22 protein-coding genes and 1 pseudogene are annotated in these 24,314 nt (G+C 63.3%); 11 read left to right on the forward strand and 12 right to left on the reverse strand.

What is annotated here, in order from left to right; translation table 11 throughout:
* The first annotated feature begins 185 nt into the window (after positions 1-185).
* The 5 genes from Q9G87_RS52360 to Q9G87_RS52380 all read left to right on the forward strand — a co-directional run bounded on the left by Q9G87_RS52360 (position 186) and on the right by Q9G87_RS52380 (position 4,324).
* A complete protein-coding gene (locus Q9G87_RS52360) occupies positions 186-551 on the forward strand; it encodes a hypothetical protein (protein ID WP_305924189.1) in 366 nt (121 codons plus the stop codon).
* Positions 552-1,077: 526 nt separating this feature from the next.
* On the forward strand, positions 1,078-1,485 hold the full coding sequence (locus Q9G87_RS52365) for a hypothetical protein (protein ID WP_305924190.1): 408 nt from the start codon (positions 1,078-1,080) through the stop codon (positions 1,483-1,485).
* A gap of 399 nt (positions 1,486-1,884) precedes the next feature.
* A complete protein-coding gene (locus Q9G87_RS52370; protein WP_305924191.1) occupies positions 1,885-2,760 on the forward strand; it encodes a helix-turn-helix domain-containing protein in 876 nt (291 codons plus the stop codon).
* 370 nt (positions 2,761-3,130) lie between these two features.
* Complete coding sequence (locus Q9G87_RS52375; protein WP_305924192.1) at positions 3,131-3,484, forward strand: hypothetical protein; 354 nt, start codon at positions 3,131-3,133, stop codon at positions 3,482-3,484.
* A gap of 537 nt (positions 3,485-4,021) precedes the next feature.
* The gene (locus Q9G87_RS52380) at positions 4,022-4,324 is read left to right on the forward strand and encodes a hypothetical protein (RefSeq protein ID WP_305924193.1); all 303 of its coding nucleotides are present in this window, start codon (positions 4,022-4,024) and stop codon (positions 4,322-4,324) included.
* A 1,197-nt stretch (positions 4,325-5,521) separates the two neighbouring features.
* Here the strand turns inward: Q9G87_RS52380 and Q9G87_RS52385 are convergent.
* Positions 5,522-6,298: a transposase gene (locus tag Q9G87_RS52385; protein ID WP_305924194.1), complete on the reverse strand. Its 777-nt coding sequence runs from the start codon at positions 6,296-6,298 to the stop codon at positions 5,522-5,524.
* 17 nt (positions 6,299-6,315) lie between these two features.
* On the opposite strand from Q9G87_RS52385, the gene Q9G87_RS52390 reads away from it, so the two are divergent.
* The gene (locus Q9G87_RS52390) at positions 6,316-6,645 is read left to right on the forward strand and encodes a hypothetical protein (RefSeq protein ID WP_305924195.1); all 330 of its coding nucleotides are present in this window, start codon (positions 6,316-6,318) and stop codon (positions 6,643-6,645) included.
* Positions 6,611-7,114, forward strand: a complete 504-nt coding sequence (locus Q9G87_RS52395; protein ID WP_305924196.1) for a hypothetical protein — start codon at positions 6,611-6,613, stop codon at positions 7,112-7,114. The genes Q9G87_RS52390 and Q9G87_RS52395 overlap by 35 nt, the downstream gene beginning before the upstream one ends.
* Before the next feature lie 848 nt (positions 7,115-7,962).
* Here Q9G87_RS52395 and Q9G87_RS52400 read toward each other — a convergent pair.
* Positions 7,963-8,424: a hypothetical protein gene (locus Q9G87_RS52400; protein ID WP_305924197.1), complete on the reverse strand. Its 462-nt coding sequence runs from the start codon at positions 8,422-8,424 to the stop codon at positions 7,963-7,965.
* A 504-nt stretch (positions 8,425-8,928) separates the two neighbouring features.
* Between Q9G87_RS52400 and Q9G87_RS52405 the strand changes: the two genes are divergently transcribed.
* Both Q9G87_RS52405 and Q9G87_RS52410 read left to right on the forward strand, forming a co-directional pair.
* On the forward strand, positions 8,929-9,210 hold the full coding sequence (locus Q9G87_RS52405) for a hypothetical protein (protein WP_305924198.1): 282 nt from the start codon (positions 8,929-8,931) through the stop codon (positions 9,208-9,210).
* A 535-nt stretch (positions 9,211-9,745) separates the two neighbouring features.
* Entirely contained in the window at positions 9,746-10,045 is a 300-nt protein-coding gene (locus Q9G87_RS52410; protein ID WP_305924199.1) for a hypothetical protein, read from the forward strand.
* Positions 10,046-10,286: 241 nt separating this feature from the next.
* On the opposite strand, the gene Q9G87_RS52415 is transcribed toward Q9G87_RS52410, so the two are convergent.
* The 3 genes from Q9G87_RS52415 to Q9G87_RS52425 form a co-directional block, all read right to left on the reverse strand.
* Positions 10,287-10,961: a hypothetical protein gene (locus tag Q9G87_RS52415; RefSeq protein ID WP_305924200.1), complete on the reverse strand. Its 675-nt coding sequence runs from the start codon at positions 10,959-10,961 to the stop codon at positions 10,287-10,289.
* Between the two features lie 116 nt (positions 10,962-11,077).
* Positions 11,078-11,821, reverse strand: a complete 744-nt coding sequence (locus Q9G87_RS52420; protein WP_305924201.1) for a transposase — start codon at positions 11,819-11,821, stop codon at positions 11,078-11,080.
* A gap of 9 nt (positions 11,822-11,830) precedes the next feature.
* Positions 11,831-12,247, reverse strand: coding sequence for a transposase family protein (locus Q9G87_RS52425; protein WP_305924202.1), 417 nt, complete (start codon positions 12,245-12,247; stop codon positions 11,831-11,833).
* Positions 12,248-12,931: 684 nt separating this feature from the next.
* Here Q9G87_RS52425 and Q9G87_RS52430 point away from each other — a divergent pair.
* Positions 12,932-13,138, forward strand: a complete 207-nt coding sequence (locus Q9G87_RS52430) for a hypothetical protein (RefSeq protein WP_305924203.1) — start codon at positions 12,932-12,934, stop codon at positions 13,136-13,138.
* A gap of 358 nt (positions 13,139-13,496) precedes the next feature.
* On the opposite strand, the gene Q9G87_RS52435 is transcribed toward Q9G87_RS52430, so the two are convergent.
* Both Q9G87_RS52435 and Q9G87_RS61105 read right to left on the reverse strand, forming a co-directional pair.
* Positions 13,497-13,781 (reverse strand): transposase, encoded by a 285-nt coding sequence (locus Q9G87_RS52435; protein WP_305924204.1) that lies wholly within the window; start codon positions 13,779-13,781, stop codon positions 13,497-13,499.
* A gap of 286 nt (positions 13,782-14,067) precedes the next feature.
* Positions 14,068-14,322, reverse strand: a pseudogene (locus tag Q9G87_RS61105) (hypothetical protein); the annotation flags it as partial.
* Positions 14,323-15,196: 874 nt separating this feature from the next.
* Here Q9G87_RS61105 and Q9G87_RS52440 point away from each other — a divergent pair.
* The gene (locus tag Q9G87_RS52440) at positions 15,197-16,960 is read left to right on the forward strand and encodes a DUF4012 domain-containing protein (protein ID WP_305924223.1); all 1,764 of its coding nucleotides are present in this window, start codon (positions 15,197-15,199) and stop codon (positions 16,958-16,960) included.
* Between the two features lie 267 nt (positions 16,961-17,227).
* On the opposite strand, the gene Q9G87_RS52445 is transcribed toward Q9G87_RS52440, so the two are convergent.
* From Q9G87_RS52445 to Q9G87_RS52465, 5 genes are read right to left on the reverse strand one after another with little or no spacing between them, the layout of a single operon-like run.
* Positions 17,228-18,592 (reverse strand): polysaccharide biosynthesis tyrosine autokinase, encoded by a 1,365-nt coding sequence (locus Q9G87_RS52445; RefSeq protein ID WP_305924205.1) that lies wholly within the window; start codon positions 18,590-18,592, stop codon positions 17,228-17,230.
* A 4-nt stretch (positions 18,593-18,596) separates the two neighbouring features.
* On the reverse strand, positions 18,597-19,631 hold the full coding sequence (locus Q9G87_RS52450; RefSeq protein WP_305924206.1) for a glycosyltransferase family 4 protein: 1,035 nt from the start codon (positions 19,629-19,631) through the stop codon (positions 18,597-18,599).
* Positions 19,628-20,617 carry an NAD-dependent epimerase/dehydratase family protein gene (locus tag Q9G87_RS52455; protein ID WP_305924207.1) on the reverse strand — a complete coding sequence of 330 codons (990 nt, stop codon included), beginning with the start codon at positions 20,615-20,617 and terminating at the stop codon, positions 19,628-19,630. The genes Q9G87_RS52450 and Q9G87_RS52455 overlap by 4 nt, the downstream gene beginning before the upstream one ends.
* A gap of 15 nt (positions 20,618-20,632) precedes the next feature.
* Positions 20,633-21,628 carry an NAD-dependent epimerase/dehydratase family protein gene (locus tag Q9G87_RS52460; RefSeq protein WP_305924208.1) on the reverse strand — a complete coding sequence of 332 codons (996 nt, stop codon included), beginning with the start codon at positions 21,626-21,628 and terminating at the stop codon, positions 20,633-20,635.
* Positions 21,625-22,815: a glycosyltransferase family 4 protein gene (locus Q9G87_RS52465; protein WP_305924209.1), complete on the reverse strand. Its 1,191-nt coding sequence runs from the start codon at positions 22,813-22,815 to the stop codon at positions 21,625-21,627. Before Q9G87_RS52465 ends, Q9G87_RS52460 begins: the two co-directional genes overlap by 4 nt.
* Positions 22,816-24,314: the final 1,499 nt, after the last annotated feature.

The raw sequence follows: 24,314 nt of genomic DNA on the forward strand, positions 1-24,314 counted from the left end.
TTGATTTAAGTTTAATGGGAGCAATGAGAGCGTTCGTGTATAGCAAAACCGTTCGATGCTCGTTTGTAGAACCTTCGCATCGGACATCAAAGGGACAGATGACGCATTGTCGCCATCCACGACATTTTCCGATCAACTAGAAAATGTCGGGAACCAGGGCAATCGATCCTTTGGGGGGGAACTCAATGCCCACGTTCAAGACAATCGTCGCAGGGCTGGCACTCAGCACAGCAGCGACCGGCGGCGCCATCAGCATGAGCTCGCTGACCACAGCCTCCGCCAGCGCGACGACCGCCTCCGCCGCCTCCGGCGCCACCACCACGACCGGCTTCCTCGCCGGCTGCCGCAAGCGCTGCGGCTGGGGATGGGGCGGCGGCGGATGGGGCGGCGGCGGATGGGGCCGCCACCACAACCGCCACAAGCAGAAGATCAAGATCCACATCCACAACAACAACCAGCAGCACCAGAACCAGGGTTCGCGACAGGCCCAGAAGCACGAGGTGGGCCAGGACCAGTTCCCGTTCAACTTCCTCGAGGATGACGATGACTGACAGCTCCAGGCAGTGACCCTGGAGCGATCGACGGAAAGGTCCTGAGCGATCGAAAGGCGGTCCTGCGAAGGCATCCTGGTTGACGTGAGCCGTGACCGAAGTCCGTAAGTGTGATCGGGCAGCGTCGAACCGACGAGCCGATGCAGTACGCCGACACGGAGCACCGGCACTGACTCAAGAGCCAGATCAGGAAAGGACACCCACCGAGCGCTCAGGCCACCGGATCGCACCACATGCGCCCTCGGCAATTCACCGCCGAGGGCGCATTCATGCGTTCCCGGCTCCACGGAGCGGACGGACGGCCACCGCACCAAAAGGGACAAAGCATCTCAACTTACGTGAAAGTTACCGAATAATAGCAACGAGAGCGTTAGTGGGGAGCAAAACATCACGAGGCCCGTTACGCGACATTAGTACCCGGAAACAAGAATGAACACGGATGACGCATTAGCCAGCCATCCACGGTGTTTGTCGATCAATCGGGAAACGTCAAGAACAGGGCAACCGAACCTTTGGGGGGATTCCAATGCCCAAGTTCAAGAGTGTCGTCGCAGGCCTCGGCCTCAGCGCCGCCATGGCCGGCACCGTCGCGGGTCTGGACGCGCTAACCACCACCTCTGCTGCCGGCGCGACCACCGCCTCCGCCGCCACCACCACTGCGGCCGGCTATTTGGCCGCCTGCCGCAAGCGCTGTGGATGGAGCGGAACGATTCGCCACGGCCGCTACCGGCTGAAGATCTATATCCATATCCACAACAAGAACCAGCAGAGCCAGAGCCAGAAGCCCCGCGAGGACGAAAACCAGAATCAGAATCAGTCCCTGCACAACACGGCGGACAATACGGCCGGCAACACGGCGGACAGCACGGCCGATAACACGGCGGACAGCACGGCCGACAACACGGCCGACAACACGGCGACCGGCAGCCCTTGAGGCGAGCGCACAGTGCGCCGAACGGTCCAAGCGGGACTCTTGCGACCGTGTCCCGAGTGACGTGAAGCCCGTAACCGAGTGCCCGTGTCGCCCAAGAGCGACGTTGGCACTCTGCTTCACTTACTGCGATCAGGCAGCACACATTCGCCGTCATCCGGATCCCCAGGCTCTCGACGAGAGCCTGGGGCCGCTTGCGAGGCCGACCGCCGTTGACAGCCGCTCCGGCTCCAGGCGCAAGAGAGGGAAGGCGGCCTCACAACCCCCCTCCGGCACCGCAAGGCCGACTCTTCCCTCCAGAATCCACCCTCGCATATCACGCCGCTGAGCTGCAGGGATCGGTTATTCCTAGGAAGACTCTTCCAAGGAAATTTCTCCGCACCGGTGCAATCATCGACGGATATGGACAGCATTGAGGTTGCCTCCTCCAGGGGACCGCTGGCCGATTTCCTCACCGCCCGACGCGCCGCCGTCAGCGCAGCCGAGCATGGCCTGCCCGAACCGCCATACCCCCGGCGGGTTCCAGGCCTGCGCCGGGAAGAGGTGGCCCTACTGGCCGGGATCAGCACCGACTACTACACCCGCCTCGAGCAGGGCCGGGTACGCACCGCCTCCCGGTCGGTCCTGAACGCCATCGGCCGCGCGCTGCGTCTCAACGACGATCAACAACGGCATCTATTCCAGCTGGCCTACCCCGAAGCGCAGGAGCAGTCCGGTGAGGCCGACCAGCGCATCACCCAGCAGACGGCCCGGCTGCTGGCCAACCTCGTCGACACCCCCGCCCTCGTACTCGGCCGCTACCTGGACATCCTGGCCTGGAACCTGCTGGGCACCGCCCTGCTGGGCGACCTGGCCGCCATGAAGCCGGCCCACCGCAACTACGTGCGCCTGATCTTCCTCGACGATCACGTCCGGTCTCTGCAGGCCGATTGGCGCGCCCGCGCGCAAGAAGCGGTCTCCAGCTTGCGCATGGCCGCGGGAGCCTACCCCGATCAGCCCCGGCTGCAAGAACTCGTGGGCGAGCTGTCGGTACGGGACGAGGACTTCCGAACCTGGTGGGCCGATCACCTGGTGACCGTGCACACCTCCGGCCGCAGCCTCCTCCGCCATCCCGTCGTCGGGGAGTTCAGCCTAGACTGGCAGGCCCTGACCAGCATCGACGATCAGGAACAAGCCATCGTGCTGCTCACCGCCCCATACGGCAGTCCCGATCAGGAAGCAATCAAACGACTGGACGCCTGGGCCCGCCGGCAACAACTCCGGCCAAGCCATTCCTAACCGGACGCGCCGCAACAGCAGTCCAAGATCGATAAGTCCAGCTTGCCAGCAATACAACGAATCGCGGGACCCAACGAGGCGCACCCTCGCCGCGTTGGTCAGCGAGAGCGCATTTACACGTCTCAACGGCGGATCGCTACGCCACATTAAGAGCAATTCGGACAAACCGCATCAACTCATTTCATAAATGCTTAATGAGAGCAATGAGAACGTCAGAGTAGAGCAAAACGCCACGAAGCCCGTTTACCTGACAGTCGGCCGGGAAATATGAAATGCAACGGATGGTGCAATCGCCACTATCCGCGATATTTTCCACGCAGTCCGGAAAATATTTAGAACAGGGGCAACAGAACCTTTGGGGGGAAATTCAATGCCCAAGTTCAAGACTGCCATCGCGGCTCTTTTCGCAGCCAGCGCAGCCATGACCGGCGCTGCCGCGCTTACCACCTCCTCACCTGCCAACGCCACGCCGGGCGAGGGCTTCGTCGCCGGCGGCGGGGGCTGGGGCTGGGGCGGCGGCCACGGCAAGCACCGCCACAGGAACAAGCAGAAGGTTCGTATCTGGATCCACAACAACAACCACCAGACCCAGAACCAGGCCGAAAGGCAGGACCAGAAGCAGGCCGAGCTCCAGGCCCAGCTGCAGAAGGCCAAGAACAAGGCCGACGCCGACGCCGACGCCGCAGCCGCAGCCGCGGCCGCGGCTTACCCGCCGGCGCCGTAGCCTCTGAGGGGAAGCCTGACGCGATAATCCCCTAGCAAGAAGCGCCCTGCATGAGCGCATTGAACCGTCGAGTGGCGGTCAGGCGACCGCATCCTGGTCCGCCGGAGCCGCACCAGAGTGCCTGCGTCCCGCAGTGGCGTCATCCGCTTCACCGAAGCGGTGACGCGACGCGGAACGCAGGCACTTCGCTTTTACCAACAACCCGCCGAGAGAAGCTCGAGGGACGCTTCTCCACAGGATCTATATCACACGAACATGCGCTCTCGACATTTCGCTGTCGAGAGCGCATTTATGCGTTTACAGGTCTCCGCATCACTCCACAAGGGGGAAGCGATACGAACCAGTCATCTAGCTCCGCGAAACGCCCAAAGAAGGCGATGAGAGCGTTGGGGAAGGGTAAATTGCCGCGAAGTCCGTTTAGTCCGAGTCGCCCAGGAAACAAAATGGACAGATGGCACATTAGCCATGATCCGCAATATTTTCCATGCAGTCCGGAAAATATGGATAACAGGGGCAACCGAACCTTTGGGGGGAAAAATGCCCAAGTTCAAGACCGTCTCAGCACTCGCCGTCATCACCGCCGTGTCCGGCGCCGTTGCCGCGCTGGCGGGTTCCTCTACCGCCAACGCCGCCACGGGCTCCGCGGTCACCTCGATGGCCAACGGCTTCGTTGCCGGCAACGGCTGGGGCGACCACAACCGCCACCACAACAGGCAGAAGGTACGCATCTGGATCCACAACAACAACCAGCAGAACCAGAAGCAGCACGCGTACCAGAAGCAGAAGCACCACCAGAGCGAAGGCCAGTCGTCCTTCCTCGATTCCTTCTTCAATGACTGAGGTGGAGAAGTAATCCAGCAACGCTCAGCAGTAGCGTGCTGAGCGACTGCTGGGCGGATCATGCCACCGGATCCCGGTCGGCATGAACCGCGGCCGAGGTGCCTGTGTCGGCAGACATGCCACACGCTCCGGCGAGGCGATACCGGAACGAAACACAGGCACCTCGGCTTTATCATGCGCCAGGGCCGGTCATGCACCTGGTCGGCGCCGTCGTTGATTATGCGAGCTGGTTATCTGATGTGGGCGACCATACGATCCCGTGATGGGAATCCAGCTCAACAAGGGCGGGCGGTTCTCGATATCGACGATACGAGAACCGCCCGCCCTGATAGTGCCTCATGGTTGGGCAGCCGCCCATGGAGTGCAGTTGGTCAGGGGACCGCTGATCGGGAACAGCACCGGCGACGCAGGAACTGCTGAGGAAGTTCCTCCGTTCTGGACATGGCATCGCGTCTCGAAGACACCGGCAGCGGTCCGCGCCCTGATCAGCAACTGGACGTCGCCGGTACCATCGAGACCGCCGCGATCACCCGCGATGGAGACGTTGTACACGTAGTTGCCCTGGCTTCCCGGCACTCTCCTGAGGCTTTGCCAACGCTGCCCGGCAGGCAGGCGAGGGTCGTACACCCACGCGACACCGCGGTCGGCCGCGACGGCGAAGAGTCGGCCTTCATATGAGCCCGCGGTGCTGCCCCGGAGTGCCACGGACGCCGAGTCGTACCAAGGTCCGCTCCCCGGAACTTCCTGCTGGTGGGCAGGGGCCCCCTTCGATCCGGTGGCTGCGTGGGCGGTCGTCGCACCTGAGAGTCCCACGGCCCCGTAGGCCATCGTCGTCGCGACGGCCCACGTCAGCAGGCGGCGGGTGACGCCCGCGTGAGGCCGCGCTGCTCATACGAGAAACCAATTGATTTCCCTCCATTGCGAGAATTGGTTTTTTCGGGGACATCGCGAACGCAGAGACAAATGCGCAATGATGGCAAAGAAGCGGAATGGCGATACAAAAGATGCTTGCACAACATCCGCCTTTTCCGATTTAGCCTCGATTCGTCAGCGGGCTGTGTTGTGTGAGAGGCACCGCGGTTCGCCCGTAATGTCCCCGATGCGGTTGGGGTGGGCCGTCGCATGACGCTGCGGGGGCGCCGGGTTCTACGGGCCCGGGCTGGGCTCCTTCCTGATCGTTGCGGCGAGGTCCGGCTCTCAGGCGAGGGCGGGTAGCTGGGTGAGGCGCTGCCAGGCCAGGACGAATGCCTGTGCCCAGGGCCAGCTGCGCTCGATCCGCAGGTGCCGGCGCCGGGCGTGAGTGCTCAACCGGGCTGGCAGGTGGTAGAGCCGGTAGCGCATGGTGTCCGGCTCGGCGCGCTCCAAATCGTCTTGATCGTGAAGGGTCAGCAGACGTACCCAGCAGTCCAGGTCGTGGCCGAGGTTGGCGGCCAGCATCCACCCTTGGTTGACGGTCCAGTCCTGGCTGGGCGAGCGGACCGTCGATGAGATCGGCGTTGGCCTGCTCCTGCACCGCGTGATCACGATGCTGCTCCCCGCCTGGAGCAGGGTATAGGGGCTGTCGGTGAAGATCGGGTAATAGCGGTAGGCGGGAAACAGTTCGCCCTGACCATCGGCGGCGGGCGGATCGAGCTTCTTCTTGACTTGCCGCACGATGAGCCGGGCCGTCACCCGCTTGCCTTTCTTGCTGGTGAAGGCGGTGTAGGAGGTCTCGGCGACCTCGGCGTCGGACACCCAGCCGCCGGCCTGCTCATCAAAGACGGCTCGCGGGTATTTGATGGGTGTCCAGGCACCTGGATCGATGGCGGCGAGCGCTGCCTTGACCTTGCGGTCCAGCTTGGCCGTGATCGAAAACCGCGTGTCCTGGGCGCGGCAGGCGGCGACGACCTCAGCGCTGTAGAACGCCGAGTCGCCGCGGAGGATCAGGGCGCCGGTGCAGCCTGCTTGCCGGGCGGTGGGAATGGACTCGGCCACCAGCGACTTCGCGCCGCGTGCAGAGCCGTCACGCGATCGTCGCGGCGGATGTGTCGGGCTGCTGGGACGGTGAACAGACCCTGGCCTACTCCCTGTACGAGCTGCTGGTGGAAGACATGCTGCTGCTCGCCGATCGCGGCTTCTACAGCTTCTATGCCTGGGGTCAGGCCCGCCGTAGCGGCGCCCAGCTGCTGTGGCGAGTGCAGGCCGGGCTCCGCCCGTACTGGCTGTGTGACCTTGACGACGGATCCTGGCTCGCGGTCATCACCAACCCCGTGGTCGGCTTGCACAGGTCGCAGAAGGACCGGCTGCGTGAAGACGCCCGCCAGAGCCGCTTGCTACCATGATCGCTGGGAAGCGGAAACCGGCATCGACCAGCTGAAGACGCACCTGCGCGGGCCGGGCCGGACTCTACGGTCCCGCACTCCCGACCTGGCGCGCCAGGAGACCTGGGCCTACCTCCTCACCCACTGGGCCTTAGCCACCCTGATCTGCGTCGCGGCCACCACCGCAGGGGTCGACCCCGACGGGATCAAGTTCCTGGCCACCCTGCGCATCGTGCGCCGCTCAGTCACCGACCGGGCGGTCTTTCCGCCTGCACACCACGGCACCCTCTGGACGCGCACCGTCCACCAGGCCGGCCGGCCTCGCAATCGCAACCCCCCCGCCGGCACCGCAGCTACCCCCGAGCCGTCAAAGGCACCCGACGAAGCGGCTACAGAGAACGCCGCCCCTCCGACAAGGGCATCCGACACGCAGGACCGCCCACCGTCGCGCTCTTGCCGCGGCAATCTCGAACCAGAGCATGATCGTTAACTAAACGGCATTGGGGTCAACACCAGTCAGCCACACGCCACGGAGCACGCCATCAGGCCGCCCCGCAAGAGGCCCGACCCTCGCAACGCCGCTTCCACTGAGCCAGACGAAGGAACGTCAGCGGAACCGCCAACGCCTCGACGCACCGCCACTCCCGTCCGGGGGCGCGTCGCGACCTGGACCAGCCTGCACAACACGGGCACCCGCGTGGATCAAGCCACCGATAACCGCATGACGAAGGCACACGACCGCACCGGCAAGGGCGTCAGGGACATCTGGGAAGACGCCATCAACTCCTACTGCGACAAGCTCGGCATCCCGAAGGAGATGCCCGAGGACGCCGAACTGAAGATCCCCGCGCCGAAGAAGAACAACATGGGCGGTGGCAAGCTGACCATGGTGCGGCTGACTCGGAACACACGAGCGCGTCTCGTCGAGGGATGCCCTGCGGGAGGACCTGGGCGGCCGGCCGTTCATCTCGGATGCACTGAACGACTACTTCGACGACTTGGGAATCCCTCGGCCGAAGGAACCTCAGGAGCCCGGGGTACCATCTCCCCCATCTCTGTGATGAGAGATCTTGAAAGGCCGCCCCCGCTCACCAGGGGCGGCCTTTCTGCGTGGTCGGTGTGCGGGATCTCTCCAGGATGGGCGTCCGTCTTTCTCTCCGGTCCTGCACGCATACAAAGTGCAGATGATCATCGATCCAGGAGAGCTCGGCTGTGACCCTCGGCGTCCAATCATCGTGGAGCCTGCCGGGGCGCAGGGACACATCAAGCCGGGCTTGCACCTCCGTCGCCGGCCCGCTGCCGCTCCGCGATGGATCGACGCAGACAGGATGGACTGGGTTACTCGTCGTCTCCGCTCGCGGCGGCTGCGGCCGCGTCGCCGTCGTCGCGTTCGCACGCGGAGCTCGCGGCGGCTGCGGCTGCGGCTGAACCTCCGCACGCGGAGCTCGCGGCGGCTGCGGCCGCGTTGCCCGCGGCGGCGGCCGCGGCCGCGTCGCCGTCGTCGTCGCCTTCGCACGCTCCGGCGGCGGCTGCAGCTGCGGCTGAACCTTCCGGTACTTCCTGGCAGCAAAGCACTGAACCTTCGCACGCGGCGGCGGCGGCGGCCGAACCGCCGTCGCCTCCGCTCTCCGGTGGCTCGATCAGGGGCCGGTTCGGGAACTGGTTCAGGAACTGGTTCTTGCCCATGGTGTAACCGCTGCTGGGCGCGGCGTGGGCAGTGGAGGCGGCCAGCGCAACGACGGCGCCGGTCATAGCGGTGCTGGCGGCGAGAGCCGCGATGACACTCTTGAACGTGGGCATTGAGTTTCCCCCAGGGTTCAGTCGCTCCAGTTTCGCGATATTTTCCGGACTGGTTGGAAAACATCGTACATGATGGCTAATGCGCCATCCGTACGGTTTATTGCCAGAGCGATCGTCACGTAAACAAACTTTGTAGTACTTTACTCTACTCTAGCGCTTTATTACCCCTTCTCGAGGCTTGCAGGTGAAATGGGACGAATTGTCTGGATTGCTCCCTGATTCATGATGAACAAGGGCTGCAGGAAATTATTGCGCCCCCCGGCACTGGAATGTCGATAGTCGTATGGCTGTGCCTTACTTCAACTAATCACGCCATAATGAGTGCTCGACCGGGTCCAATGCCGTTTAGTTAACGATCATGCTCTGGTTCGAGATTGCCGCGGCAAGAGCGCGACGGTGGGCGGTCCTGCGTGTCGGATGCCCTTGTCGGAGGGGCGGCGTTCTCTGTAGCTGCTTCGTCAGTTCAAGACTGCCATCGCGGCTCTTTTCGCAGCCAGCACAGCTATGACCGGCGCTGCCGCGCTTACCACCTCCTCACCTGCCAACGCCACGCCGGGCGATGGCTTCGTCGCCGGCGGGCACGGGGGCTGGGGCTGGGGCTGGGGCGGCGGCCACGGCAAGCACCGCCACAGGAACAAGCAGAAGGTTCGCATCTGGATCCACAACAACAACCACCAGACCCAGAACCAGGCCGAAAAGCAGGACCAGAGGCAGGCCGAGCTCCAGGCCCAGCTGCAGAAGGCAAAGAACAAGGCCGACGCCGACGCCTACCCGCCGGCGCCGTAGCCACTGAGGGGGAAGCCTGACGCGATACCCCCTAACGAGAAGCGCCCTGCATGAACGCGTTGAACCGTCGAGCGGCGATCAGGCGACCACATCCTGGTCGCCGCGAGGCGCACCAGACTGCCTGTGTCCCGCAGCGGCGTCATCCGCTTCACCGAAGCGATGACCCGATGCGGAACGCAGGCACTCCGCTTTTACCGGCACCCACCTAGAGAAGCTCGAGGACGCTTCTCCACAGAACCCATATCGCACAACCATGCGCTCTCGACATTTCGCTGTCGAGAGCGCTTTTGTGCGTTTACAGGTTTCCCGCCTCACACCCACAACGGAAGCGTTACGGACCAGTCATCTGACTCCGCGAAACGCCCAAAGAAGGCGATGAGAGCGTCGAAGAAGAGTAAATTGCCGCGAAGTCCGTTTAGTCCGAGTCGCCCGGGAAACAAAATGGACAGATGGCACATTAGCCATCATCCGCGATATTTTCCACGTAGTCCGGAAAATATGGAAAACAGGGGCAACAGAACCTTTGGGGGGGAAAATGCCCAAGTTCAAGACCGCCGCGGCTCTCGCCGTCGTCACCGCAGTGTCCGGCGCCATTGCGGCGCTGGCCGGCTCCTCGACCGCCAACGCCGCCACGGGCTCTGCAGTCACCTCGGTGGCGGGCGGCTTCGCCACGGGCCACGGCTGGGGCGACAATAACCGCCATCACGGCAGGCAGAAGGTACGCATCTGGATCCACAACAACAACCAGCAGAGCCAGAGGCAGAGTCATCACCAGAAGCAGACCCACAAGCAAAGCCATGGCCAGTTCCCGTTCGACTCCTTCCTCAATGACTGATGAAGGGGGAGAGAAGTAATCCTGCAATGCTCGGCAGTAGCGTGCTGAGCGCCCGCAGGGCGGGTCATACCACCGGAACCCGGTCGGCGTGAACCGCGGCCGAGGTGCCTGTGTCGGCAGAAAGGTCGCACGCTCCGGCGAGGCGACGCCGAAACGAAACACAGGTACCTCGGCTTAATCATGTGCCAGGGCGGGCGGTTCTCGATATCGATACCGAGAACCGCCCGCCCTGATCGTGATCTTATGGATAGATGGCCGCCCATGGAGTGCAGTTGGTCAGGGGGCCGGCCGTCGGGAACAGCACCGGCACCTCAGGAGCGGATGGGGCAGTTCCCTTGGCCTGGACACCGCAGCGCGTCTCCCAGATACCGCTAGCGGTCCGCGCCCTGATCAGCAGCTGGACGTCTCCGTTACCGTCGAGGCTCTTTTGATCACCCGCGACGGAGACGTTGAACACGTAACTGCCCTTGCTTCCCGGCACTCTCCTGAGGCTTTGCCACCGCTGCCCGGCAGGCAGGCGCGAGTCGTAGACCCACGGGACACCGCGCTCGGCCGCGACGGCGAAGAGCTGGCGCTGATACGTGTCCGTGGTGCCCCGGAGTTCCACGAACGTGGAGTCGAGCCATGGCGCGCTCTCCCGAGTTACCTGCTCGTTGGCAGCGCCCTCCGTCGATCCCGTGGATGCGTGGGCGGATGTCGTCGCACTTGAGAGTCCCACAGCTCCGCAGGCCATCGTTGTGGCGACGGCCCACGTCAACAGGCGGCCGGTGGCGCTCGCGCGTGAGGCGGCGCCGCTCATACGAGAAACCAATTGATTTCCCTCCATTGCGGAATCGGTTTTCCGGGACACCGCGTTGCCGTGCGATGCAAGTGCGAAGATACCCGGCCACACAAAATCGAAGGCGCTGACAAACATGCAATGATGGCAAAGAAGCGGAATGGTGACACAAAGATGTCCGCGCCACATCCGCCTTTGCCTATGCGGTTATCCGATCTGTTCCACATATCGACATACGGGTTAATACCGCACTATTAGTTAAGCGGGAATGGCACGGTTTCGGCTCCCTCGTGTGGTTGCGCACCGTGACCGGAGGCATTGGTTGGCCGGGTTGCGGAAGCCGTATGCGCAGCGGGCTTCGAGCTTGATGACGCGGTTGGTGCCCTCGCTCTTGGCGTTGGTGATCCCGGTGAGCAGGAGCGCCTCGATCTCGTTCCACCAGGAGGCGACGGTCTCGGCGAGCGTGACAGGTCGCGTTCCAGGATGGCGATCTGCTCGTCGGTGAGGTCTTCGAGGTTGGAGCGCAGCTGCCGCCAGTGGTCGTATTCGGGATCTCCTGTTCGGCCGCGACGGTCACGCATCTTCCAGGTCAGGCGGCGGCGCAGGTCGGCGAGCTTGCCGTTGGCCAGCTGCACGCGGTGGAAGTGGTCAACCACGGTGATCGTGTGGGGCAGGGCGGCGCGGACCGCGCAGCGGAAGGTCTGGCACATGTCGATCGCCACGTGGGTGACCGCCGTTCGCCATGCCTCGGGGCGGGCGTTCAACCAGGCCGCCACTGATGTGGAGACGCTGCCTTCGACCTGGCCAAGCAGTCCCTGGCCGGTGGCGAGGTCGGTGAAGCCGACATGCCAGCGGTCCGCGGCCAGCCGGTATTTCCCGGTGTCGGGGTCTTGCTCCCAGCGGGGGCGGCCGCGGCGGATCTCGTCGATGCCAATCACGGGGGTGGGTTCGGGCTGGTCGGGCAGTGCCTCGGTGGCGTAGGCGCGTAGTTCGCACATCGCGATGGGCTAGGAGAGGCGGTGATCGCGGGCGGCTTGGGTGACGGTGCGGCCGCCGTCGGCGATCGCGCGTCCACAGGCGCGGCGCAGCCGGGCGGTCGTCCGCATCCCGGCGCTGACCTGCGGGATCTGCTCGGTGAACGAGCCTCGCGGGCACAGCGGTTCGCGGCAGCTCCACCGGAATTTGTGCCACAGCAGGGTGTACGGGTAGCCGCCCGCGCACAGGTCCCGTGGCCGGGTAGCCACCCGTTCCTTGGCTGTGACGGAGAAGACGCCGCAGGTCGGGCAGGCACGGGCAGATTCGTCGGCGGTGACGACGTGGACGATCCGGTGGCCGTCGTGGTCGCGCTCGACCTTGACCACGTGCAGGCCCTCCAGATCAAGCAGCAGTGTCGCCTCGGTGGAGGTCTCGATAGGGTTGTGCACGCCCGTGGTTCCTTGGGGGTTGACTGCGTAGAGAACAGTCATGATCCACAAGAGCCACGGGTTTCGCATGTCCGGGTCCGACGTCCCCATCAACGGAGACCCGGTTATGCCGGTGCCGGCACCGGCATTCCGGCAGATCAGACAATCGCCGAAGTATGGGAAGACTGGTCAATCGATCGCAGGCGCAGGGCAATCAAAGCCGCCGTACGCGAAATATCCGTCCAGCCACCACCCAGCGGGGTGCCGCGCAACATGTATGGATGGATCAAGGACAAGAAGATGCGAACGGAAAAGCAGCTTCCGACCATCGAACAGCGTTTGGAATTCGACTGGCGATTCTAGATTCGTGAGCGCAGGCACGAGGGAATGGTCCGGCGACCCCCTCGTTGTGTCTGGTGGCACCAGGCTCCTTCCGAGATTCCCCGCAGCGGTGGGGTGATTACGGGTCAATGCGGACAAAGTGCATCTTATCTATATATATAACAATAAACACATGATTAATTGAATCGGGACGTCTATAAAATAACAAGAATAGATCAAAGGTGGGGAACCTCTCGTTTACGACAGAATCCACCCGGGCATCAAGAAGCGCAGGATGACAATAGGGATACGAAGGATATTCCCTGTTGAGTGGAGAATGGCCAACCAGCTCGGGAAACCAAATCTCACCAAGGAGTACATGCAATGTCCAGACGCAAAAGGCTTCTCGCTGGCATGGCGCTAGGAACCGCGATCGCCGGTGGCACTCTCGCTTTGTGTGCCACAGCCGCCAGCGCCGACGACTCGAACAAAGTGGAGCAGCTAATCAAAGATTTGACAGTGACACAGCTGGACAATATAAACTCGGTGATAATCGAAAACATTCGAGAGGAAACAGAGGAAAACGATTAGTGACCCGAGTCGCGGGCCGGATCGGACAACAGGGCGGGGTCACCGAAATAGACCCCAGCGAACAGTCGTCACGCCACCAGCAGGAGACACTTACGTAGCGTAACTCCCAACTTCAAACGCTCTAGCCTGATGTGACAAAAGAACGGCATCGTGGGGGCTTCTGCCTTCGCGATGCCGTTCCGGCTTATTCCTTTGGAACTCTTTTGTTGCTAAGGGTCTTCTTTGGCTTGGCATCTCACTTTAGTTCTGTTTTGGCTTGGAATAGCGGAAGGAGTTCCGCAATACCGGGTCTTCGAAATTAAGCGAGGATGGCTCGGTTTCTGCTTCCGCGAGTGGTTGCGCAGCGTGACCGGACTCGTTAGTTGACGGGATTGCGGAAGCCGTGCGGCAGCGCGGCGCGGATCGCCGAGCGGAAGATGGCACACATGTCGATGGCCACATGAGTGATGGCGCCACGCCGGGCGGCGGGCTGGGCCTTCAGCCAGGCGGCCACCACGGTGGAAACGCGGCCCTCGACCTGGCCCAGCAGGCCCTGGTCGCCGGTCAGGTCGGTGAAGCCGACGTGCCATCGGTCGGCGATCATCCGGTATTTGCCGGTGTCGGGGGTTCTGCTCCCAGCACGGCCGGCCGCGGCGGATCTCATCGATCCCGATCGCGCCGGTCGGTTCGGACTGCTCGGGCAGCACCCGGTCGGCGTAGGCGTTCAGCTCGCGCATCGCCACCGGCCAGGAGACCCGGTGATCGCGGGCGGCTTGGGAGACGGTGCGCCCGCCGTCGGCGATGGCCCGCCCGCACGAGCGCCGCAGCCGCAACGTGGTGCGCATCCTCGCGCCGACCTGGCCGATCTGTTCGGCGAAGGAGTCACGCGGGCAGGCGCGCTCGCGGCAGACCCAGCGCCTTTTGTGCCAGCGCAGGCTGATCGGCTCTCCGCCCACGCACAGGTCACGCAGGAAGGTGACCACGCATTCCTTGACCCTGGTGGCGAACACCCCGCAGGCCGGGCACGCCTTTGCACTCTCGTCATCGGTGCTCACGTGCACCGTCCGGTGTCCGTCCTGGTCTACCTCCACCCGTATCACCGCCACGCCCCCCAGGCCCAGCAGCAGCGTCGCGTCAGAGGATGTCTCGACAGAGTTGTTCACGTCCGTGGTCTCTTGAAGATCGGCTGCGTAGAGAACAGCCATGATCTACGAGAGCCACGGACCTTGCGTATCCGGGATGATCACCACTTGCCACCGTCACCCACAGTGACTGCCGCCAGGCCTCGATTCGCATACTCCCCGATCGAGCTCGAAGAGCGGGTTTCGTAGTTGAATGTCCGTTTTGTTGGCGTCCCTGTAGGGCTGTCTGGCATGCCAACGAAAACTCGGTCCAGGTTGAGCGCCCGGAGGTGCGACCTTGGCGATGATGTTGCTGGCCTCCGGGCCGCGGCGGGCGATGATGGCGGTCATGATGCGGCCGATCGTCAACATACAGAGAACGATCGGCGAGCATTCGGTAAGGAAGAGACGGGCGAAACGCACATCTTCCCACTGCCGACATATAACGGTTTCGAGTGAACACGCCGCCAACATTCCAGGCGAAATGTTCGGACAGCCGACAAAGCGTGGTGGACCGAAATGGCACGTGAGATCACGAGATCTCTTTTGCTCGCCGCAACAGTGCTCGGGGGTGGAGTCGCATGGGGAAGCATCGGGTCGGCGACGGCCACGTACGGCAGGCCATACCCGCCGCACCCATCACAAGAGCGGGCGACCCAGTTCCAGCACAAGGACAGGGACGCGAAACAGACGTCGAGGCGGCAGCAGAGGAGCCACTCAACGGAAGACGTCCACGTCCGCCTTCGCCACGACGGTGACGAACACGAGCACAGCGTCCACAAGTCGTACGTGAACGACCGATGAACGGGGTACCTGCGGCGTCCACGACCGCGACAAGTGCGGGCCTGCTGCTCGCCGGAACCTCCGGCACAGCGATCGCCACGCGGCGTCGCGAAACCGCCGGTGCGAAGTAGGAGCTGATCTACCAGTGAAAAATAGGAAACGTCGGCTCGTGGTCATGGGCCTGGTCTGCCCCGCGGCAGGCCTCACGCTGGCCGTGGGCTGGACGGCGTACCTTGGCTTGAGCGTGCGGGGTCACCTGGAGGCGGCCGAGGACGCACTGACGCGGCTGCGTGCGAGCGATAGGTCAGGGGCGGCCGGAGCTCTCGCCGACGCGCAGCGCCATGCCGAAGAAGCACGGCAGATCACCAGCGGTCAAGACTGGTCGTTGATCGGTCGCATCCCACCGATGGAAGAGGGCGCGGCGACCGTCCATGGACTCGCCGTCGCTGCCGCCGATCTGACCGGCGTGCTGACGGACGTCCACCGCGTCGTGACGAAGCTGATCTCAGTGAAGGGTCTCTCCCTCGACAACGTCGACACGCTCCCAGCCAGCCTCGAATCGGCGACCCCGGTGCTGCGCGACGCCGCCGGCCGCATCGAGCAGATCCGATCCGGCCTCGCCGCCACCCCGGCCAACACCGGCCTCGACGCGCTGAACCAGGCCCGTGCCACAGCGCTGAGCGAACTGGACAAGCTGCAGGGCTGGCTGGATGTGGCCAACGACCCCATGGTGCGCGAGACCGCTGCTTTGCTGCCAGAGATGCTGGGCTACCACGGGCCGCGCCGGTACTTCCTGGCGTTCCAGACCAACGCCGAGGCGCGAGGAACTGGAGGGCTGGTCGGCGCGTTCGGCATCCTGAAAGCCGACCGTGGCCATCTCAACATCGAGCGGCTCTCTTCCAACGCCGGCCTGATAGGCGGAAAGGTCGTGGTGGCCGATCACGGCCCCGCCTTCCTTGAGCGTTACGGTCCCAGCGCGGTCTCCCTGATGGCCAATTCCAATCTCTCCCCCCATTTCCCGTACGCCGCGAAGACTTGGGCGGCGCTGTGGAAACATGAGATCGGCGAGCAACTGGACGGCGCGATCGCGACCGATCCGGTCGCCCTCTCCTACCTGCTAAAGGTGATCGGACCCGTCACCCTGCCCAGCGGCGAGAAGGTGACCGCTGACAACGTGGTCGACCTCACCGAGCAGGAAGCATATGCACGATACCCAGATCCGCTGAAGCGCAAGGAATTTCTCCTTGCGATCGCCAGCACCGTTAGCAAAGCCATAACCCAGTCCCACCCGGACCCCCTTGCCCTGGTATCCGCCCTGTCACAAATGGTGGACGAGCGGAGGATTCAGGTCTGGAGTCGCAGTAAGTCCGAACAGCGACGCTTGGCGGCAACCCCGCTCAGCGGCGTACTACCCAAAAAGCCGGGGCCGTTCGCCGGGCTCATGATCATCAACTCCGCCGGCACCAAGCTCGACTACTATCTGGACCGCTCGCTCAGCTACGAGCTGGGGCCATGCCGTAGCGACGGGATGCGTGCCGCCAAAGTGCGGATCCAGCTCACCAACAACGTGCCGCAGGGAGTGAACCTGCCCAAGTACGTCATCGACCGGCTCGATCATCCCAAAGGTTACCGCGCCCCGGGATCCAACCTGCTGTGGGTGTCATTTTACGCCGGAGTCGGTGCAAAGACGGAAGCCCTGCGGATCGACGGCAAGTCAGCTCGTCTGACGAGGCAGACGGAACGATCCCATCCTGTCCACAACGCCCTGCTGGAGTTCGCCCCCACACAATCAAGGACGCTGGAGTTCGACCTTCTGGAGCCTTACTCGGCCACGCCACCGATGGTTCCCGTGCAGCCACTGGTCCGTCCCCAGCACACCCGCATCACCGAGGATCGCACGGGCTGCCCAGCGCAGCCGTCCAACCCGGACGTGCAATAGGAGGCAAGGACGGGCGCGCCGAGTGCACTGCCGATCTTCCGCGGAATACGGCTGGGCCAAGTTGCTTGCGGCCCAGCCATATCTTGTGGCCAGCGCAGACACGGACGCGAGGCCGGGCAAGCAGATGATCGAGCGCACGACAGAGCTGAGCCGTCTCGGCGACAATCCCCGGGACGCTTCGCTTCCCGTCGACTCACCCCAAGCCGGTGGCCGGCCTCGTGCTGACCGCGGGCTGGTCCCGGTGGACCAGTCCGACATCCCCGTTGCTCATCCGGACACCGGCACCCTGACCTCTGTCTTGGGTTCCGCCACATCACTGTAGCCGTAGTCGTGGCGACAGGCTCTGGCCGGCACGGCGTTCAGGACAGTCCCCACCACGCGGGCCTCAACCGATGACAGCAGTTCCTTGGCACGGGTGACGTGCTCCTGCCGGGTCTTACCGTACCGCACGACGAGGATCGCGCCATCGCAAGCGGCCGAGAGCGTTGCCGCGCCGGTGTCGTTCAGCAGCGGCGGCGCATCGATGATCACCATGTCGTAGCTCTTCATAAGTTCCTTGAGCACCCGCCCCATGCTATGGGAACCAAGTAGTTCGCTCGGATTAGGCGGTATCTGACCACTCGGCAGTATGTGCAGGTCAAGCTCCCCCCACCGTTGTATCGCGTCGCCTAGCTGCGCCTTGCCAATGAGCACATCCGTCAGACCCACTGCGCCCTCGATGCCGAAGAAGTCCGGGACTCGCGTATGGCGAAGGTCACCATCGATCAAAATCACCCGTCGTCCATCCTGCGCGAGGGCAATCGCAAGATTGGATGCGGTCGAGGACCTCCCCTCGCTCGAGAGACAACTGGTGACCACAAGCGCCTTTGGTGGCCGGTCGATATCGATGAACTGCAAATTCGCACGCAACGAGTGATACGCCTCAGACCTCAACGAGCTGCCCATGTCACGGGCGATCAGAGGGCGACGCCGTGCATCCTTCTCGTAAGGGATGATTCCAAGCGTGTACCTCTGAGACAACTGCTGGAGCAAATCGGAGCTCTTGATAGTGGTATCCAAGCGATCACGAAGGAAAACTGATCCAATGCTGACGAACAGTGCGATCAACGCTCCGAACGCGACATTCACCGGCGGCCTGGGGCTGATCGGTTGAGTGGGCATCCCCGGCCGGTCAACCACCAGTACAGTTACGCCGGAAGGGCTACTGGGGGTCTGTCGCTCCATTTCTTCAACCATTTCTGTAAACCTGAGGCCAAGGACATCGGCGAGGTGCTTGGCACGGGCGGCGTCGCCATCGGTGACTGTCGCCTGTACGAGCAGGCTATCCGGTAGGACTTGCGCTGTAATGTTCTGCTGAAGAGCGCCAATCTCGGCCTCCGTGTCTACGATCTGTTCGATCAGGCGTCGACTGGACAGCAGGTTGGCATAGGACTTCACCTGCTGTAGAGAGATTGGCTGATACAAGCCGGGAGAGTTGGCCTTGGCGCCCTTGGGCATCATAGTGATCATCGCGGAATATTTCGGCGGTGTGTTTACGGCAACCAAGACCGCTGATGTCACTCCAATGACCAGCGAGATGAGGATAAACATCCAGTTACGACACAAGAGCCTCAGGAAATACACCGGATCCATTGGATCAACCCCGCCTTTCAGGGATTCCGGGCATGGGGTGCTCAATCGGCGCGTACACGCTTACACCCTGTAGCAAATTGATGAGGAGGATGACAGCTCCACTCGCGACCATCGCCGTGATCGGTGGCGATATCCATCCCAGAGCCATCGCCAGGCCACAGGCACCGGCCACGGCCGCTGTCAGGCCGAGCACCACAGCTACCGCTCGGGCGCGGAGCCCCATCCGGCGCAACCGGTGGGACACGTGGTCGGTGCCGCCCAGCAGAGGAGAGCGCCCCACCCGCAGCCGCGAGAAGAACACGACGCCTGTGTCGACGGTCGCCACGAAGGTCGGGAGGAGGAGCCCGGCGACCATGGTGTCCGGGTCTTTTCCCGACACCAGCAGGACGGAGGACCCGGCGAGCACGAATCCCGTGAACAGAGATCCGGAGTCGCCCATGAATATCTTCGCGGGCGCCCAGTTGTGCGGCAGGAAGCCGAGGCTGGCGCAGGCGAGTGCGAGCAGCAGCACCGCCAGCGACGGCTCGCCCGACACGAAGGCCGTGACCGCGAGGAATGCCGCGGTGACGGTGGAGACGGCTCCCAGCGCACCGTCCATGTTGTCCAGCAGGTTGAAGGAGTTGGCGACCACGACGATCCACAGCACCGTGAGAACACCGTCCAGCCATCCGCCGAACAGGGTGATGTGGACTTCAGAGGAAACGACTCCACTTGCCGCCACGGTCCCCGCGGTCAGTTTGGTGAAGGGCTGCAACGGCCTGACGTCATCGATCAGGCCGACCAAGGCCATCACCCCAGCGGCCCACAGCACGGCGATGATCCGCCGATCTGTGAAGCCGATTGCCGTGATAGCGGGGACGAGCGCGCCCAGCATTATCGCGATGCCACCGAGATAAGGGGTCGGGCGCGCGTGCGCTTTGTTCGCGCTGGGGTGATCGGTCAGGCCCCAGCGCAGCGCCCAGCGCTTCAGCGGCACGACGGCCACGAAGCTGATCAGAAAAGCGGCCAGGCCTACGGCCCAGGCCGTCGTGGCGTTCATCGGACGGACGCCGGAAGGTCTTTGCGCGCCTCCTTGACGACCTCGATGAGGATCTCGTCCAGAGTGCGCCGTGGAACCCAGCCGGTGAGCTCGCGAAGCTTGGTGGTGTCGGGCACCCTGCGCGTCATGTCCTCGAAGCCCTGTATGTACGCCTCGTGATAGGGGATGAGTTCGATCTCGGACGTGGACCCTGCGTGCTGGATGATGAGCTTCGCCAATTCCAGGATGCTCACCTCCTTGTCCGAGCCGATGTTGAAGGTCTGCCCCACTGCCGCCTCGCGGTCCAGGAGCATGAGCAACGCATCGACGACGTCCGTGACGTGCGCGAAGCAACGGGTCTGCCGCCCATCACCGAAGACCGTGAGGGGTTCGCCGTTTACCGCCTGCCGTACCAGGCGAGGGATGACCATGCCGTAGGCCGGGCTCTGCCGCGGTCCCACGGTGTTGAACAGTCTCACCACGATCGTCGGAAGGCCCCGCTCCCGGTAGTAGGCATTGGCCAGGATCTCGTCAACGGCCTTCGCCGTACTGTAGGCCCACCTCACGACGGACGGGCTGCCGAGAATGCGGTCCGCGTCCTCCCGCAGCGGTCCTGAGGAGTTCTTGCCGTAGATCTCGCTGGTGCTGGTGATCAGGACCTTTTTCCGGTGACGATACGCGGCCTCGATGACGATCTCCGACCCGCGGATATTGGTCGTCAGGCACCGCAGCGGCTGTTCGACGATCAGCTTGACGCCGACCGCCGCCGCGAGATGGACCACGACGTCGCACTGGCGGGTGAGCTCATCGACCATGAGCTCGTCCAGGACGGATCCGTGCACGAAGCCGAGGTTGGGATGCGGCCGGAGGTTGTTCAGCCGCCCGGTCGACAGGTTGTCCAGCACCACGACTGAGTCACCGCGGGCGAGCAACGCATCAGCCAGATGCGACCCGACGAATCCGCTGCCGCCTGTTATCAGGTAGGTAATCTTTGCTGCCTTGCTCACAGAATTCCCCTTGGGTCACATATGTGGAGAGGTGTAATTTCCGGGGGGAAGTGGCGAGCAGGCAGGGGCACCCGGGCTGGACAGGGCGGCGTTCTCGAACCAGGCCACCGTCATGCGAAGTCCTTCGTCGAGTTCCACCGGACGCACTGACGGGAACAGCTGACGCAGCAGAATGGGCGATGCCTGTGATTCCCGGATGTCGCCGATCCGGGGAGGCAGGAAGGTCGCGTCGATCAGTCGGCCGAGCACCTCGCTCAGGGCGTCCTTGAGGTGCCGCAGGGTCACACGGGTGCCGAAGGCGAGATTCACCGGTTTGGTATGGGTGACCTGGCGAATGATCGCGTCGACGACCACCTCTGCGACCGACCCCACAAAAGTAAAGTCCCGCGCCTGGTTTCCGTCGCCGTAGATGGGCACCGGCCGGCCGCGCAGCGCCATCGACACGAACGTCGGGACGACGGCGGCGTAGGCGTGGTCCGCCGGCTGCAACGGGCCGTACACGTTGAAGAACCTGAAGGTCAGGACGGGCAGGCCGAAGCTCTCAGCGAACGCCAGCGCATAAGCCTCAGTCGCGAGCTTGCTCGCGCCATAAGGACTGAGTGGCCGGGGAGGTAGATCCTCATGCTTGTACGTCTCCTGGCAGTCGCCGTAGACGGAGGATGACGACGCGAGGACCAGGTGAGGCTTCGTCGGACGGCATGCCTGGAGCACGTTGAGGGTGCCCGTGGCGTTCACGGTGTGCGAGGCCATGGGATCTGCCAGCGATCGCGGCACCGAGGGCCGGGCGGCCAGGTGAACCACCGCGCCGGCGTCGGCCGCGAGCTCGTTCAGGGGAGCCTCCTCCAGGATGCTGCCCTTCACGAAATCCACCTCGACGCCGTCGAGGTTGGCGAGGTCTCCACTGCTCAGGTCGTCCAGGACGGTGATCTTCTCGACTTCCTGCCGCGCCGCAAGCGCGCGGCACAGGTTCGCGCCGATGAAGCCTGCACCGCCGGTTACCAGCACTCTCATCTGCTCACTCCTTCGTGCTCGGGCGGCGACGTGTCGATTCCGCGCTCCTGGACCAGCGATCGATAAAGGGCTTCGGTATCCGCGACGAGGCGTTCCACCGAGAAGGAGGCATTCGTCCAGTGACGGGCAGCCTCACCCATCCGACGGGCGAGCGTGGGATCGGTGAGCAGCCTCACTGTCTGTTCGGCCAGCTCGTCTGCGTCATTCGAGGCCAACAGGCCGGTCTCGCCGTCCTTGACGATCTCCGCGACGCTTCCCACCCGCGTGGAGACGCTCGGCGTACCGGTCATTCCCGCCTCGATGAGGGTGAGCGGCGTACCCTCGTTGTCGGAGGTCAGCAACACCACGTCGGCGGCGGCGTAGACGCACTCCACGTCGTTTCTCCAGCCGAGCAGATGGAAGGACTGCCGCACGGATTCGACGCTCCGCTCAACCTGCTCCTGGAGTTCCCCCCCACCGCAGATCACGAAATGACAGTCAGGCACCCGATGGAGTACAGCTCTGGCCGTCGCGACAAATCGGTCAGGCCGCTTGATGCGAGTCAGCCGCCCCACATAGGCGACGACCGGCGCGTCTGGCGGCAGACCCAGAGCGAGACGAGCTGTCGTGCGGTCGGGGACGGGACCGATCTGAACGCCCGGTCTGATCACCACATACTGCTCGGGACGACCGATCCCTGCCTCGAGGAGATCGTCGCGAACCCGCGATCCAACGGTCACCAGCCGATCGGACCTGGAAGCGAGGAACCGCTCTGATCGCACGTAGAGAGCACGCTTCAGCGGCGAGAAATAACCATGGAGAAGGTGCCCGTGGAACACATGTACCCGGGCAGCGCCGACACCGGATAGGGACGACGCCACTCGCCCGAGAGCGCCAGCCTTGGCCGTCCGCGTGTGGACAACGTGCGGCCGGAACTCACGTATGGCGGCTATCAACCCGCTGAGAGCGCGGTAGTCATCCAAGGGCTTGACCGCGCGGCCCAGACCCGCCACTCGGCGAACTCGAACCGTCGAAGCTTTCAGGTCGAGGTGATCCCCTTCATCGGTGTCTACATTCCCCGTGTAGAGCCGATGGTCGAACTCGGCCTGGTTCAGACGCTCACACAGTCCCATTACCTGGGTGGCGGGGCCGCCTACGTTCAGCCGCGCGATGATCTCCATGACACGGATCCGGCTGTCCGGTTTCATGCGGGCTCCTCAGCAACTGTCCTGATCAACGCTTGAGAAGCTAACCCGGCGTTCGTGTCACTCCACTCATGACGTCGCTATAGCGGCGAAATGTTTCCTCATTCCCTACCTGCACATGGCCCATAGATCCCTTCCGCCTCAGCTGCTCCAAGACACTCCATGGATGGGCCGCCTGTCCGAAGAGTGAAAATACACCGAGCCGGTCCGCCGACTCCGCCAACTCGCCCGCTACCGATCATTTCGGTTCATATCGGTGCGAATACGGACCAACTACAAGACGAGGCCTATGAGCCGCCAGCCAAGCCCAGCATCGCGAGCTGCACCGATATCGTCGGCCCTGATGGCCTAACCTGTCTCAACGGGCTGAGCCTGCCCCAGCCATATGCTTGCACTCTGCTCGCTGCTGCTCATCGCCGGCATCTTCACCGCGAAATCGAACTGCCAGGGCGATCGGAAGTCTCAAGGCGCCCTTATTGCCTTGCCGTCGCGACACCGAGAAAGATCATCATCGAGGTCGCGACCGCTCGCGAGCTGCCCACTCCCGGTCTTCTATGCCCTTCAAGACGGCCTAAGCCGGCACCGCGGCGCCCCGACCACAAACAAGAAGAAACGGGTATCAATCAAAAATAACCCATTTCACCACAGCTCGGTCGAGCCCATCCCTTGAAGGATGAATGGATACGACCAGATGTGACGCACAGGGACTTCGAGCGTTGCGATGCAGGACAAAATCTCCATTCTTGACTACGCTTCGTCGATACGGCCCATGAGCCAGCGATGACTCATGATGTCACGCATAGACCAGCACAGCATTGGTGCTATCGCTACACGATTCTCCAATGTGATACTTCTTCATAAATTGGTGCACTTTGGGCAAGATGGTAACAGGTATTCGTAACGTGACCGGCGGCCGATCAATCGGCGCAGCGGACTTCCGGGCGGCACTCCTCGTGATACCCGTCGGTCAACCGGGGGGCAGTCCTGAGCGGGAGCTCGAGTTCCGCGCTCTGGATGGCAGTTTCGCGCACGCTCTTCGTTGTCGCACATGTTGCGGTAGATCCCCATCCGCTCCGACCACCTCATTACTGCGTCGACTTCCTGGCCTGCCTGTTCATCTTTAGCTTCCGCTTCCCCCCGTTAATACCGCTCACATCGCCTTTCCGTCTACCTGCTCTCTTAGAAATGCTCACAGGGGCTGGGTCTTCTTGCAGCAGCAATCGCATCGCCCGCGCAGCCCCCGGAAACTCGTCGAAGTGATAGCAACTACCCCGTCCAGGACTCAACGATGAGCACAATCTCACCTTCCAAAGGCGTCATGGTCCAACCGAAGATTCTCACCAACAAGCACCTCCTCACCGTGGCAAAGGTCGGACTACGGGGCCGCAACGCCATGTCCGGCTGTCATGTGCGCATGCCATCGACACATCGGATCCCCAGCTTCGACCAGCGCGAGCCTGCGACGCGCCGGTGCGCCGGCATAGGTGTCGGCACGCGCCACA

The sequence above is a fragment of the Nonomuraea turcica genome (assembly GCF_030718205.1).
Lineage (GTDB): Bacteria > Actinomycetota > Actinomycetes > Streptosporangiales > Streptosporangiaceae > Nonomuraea.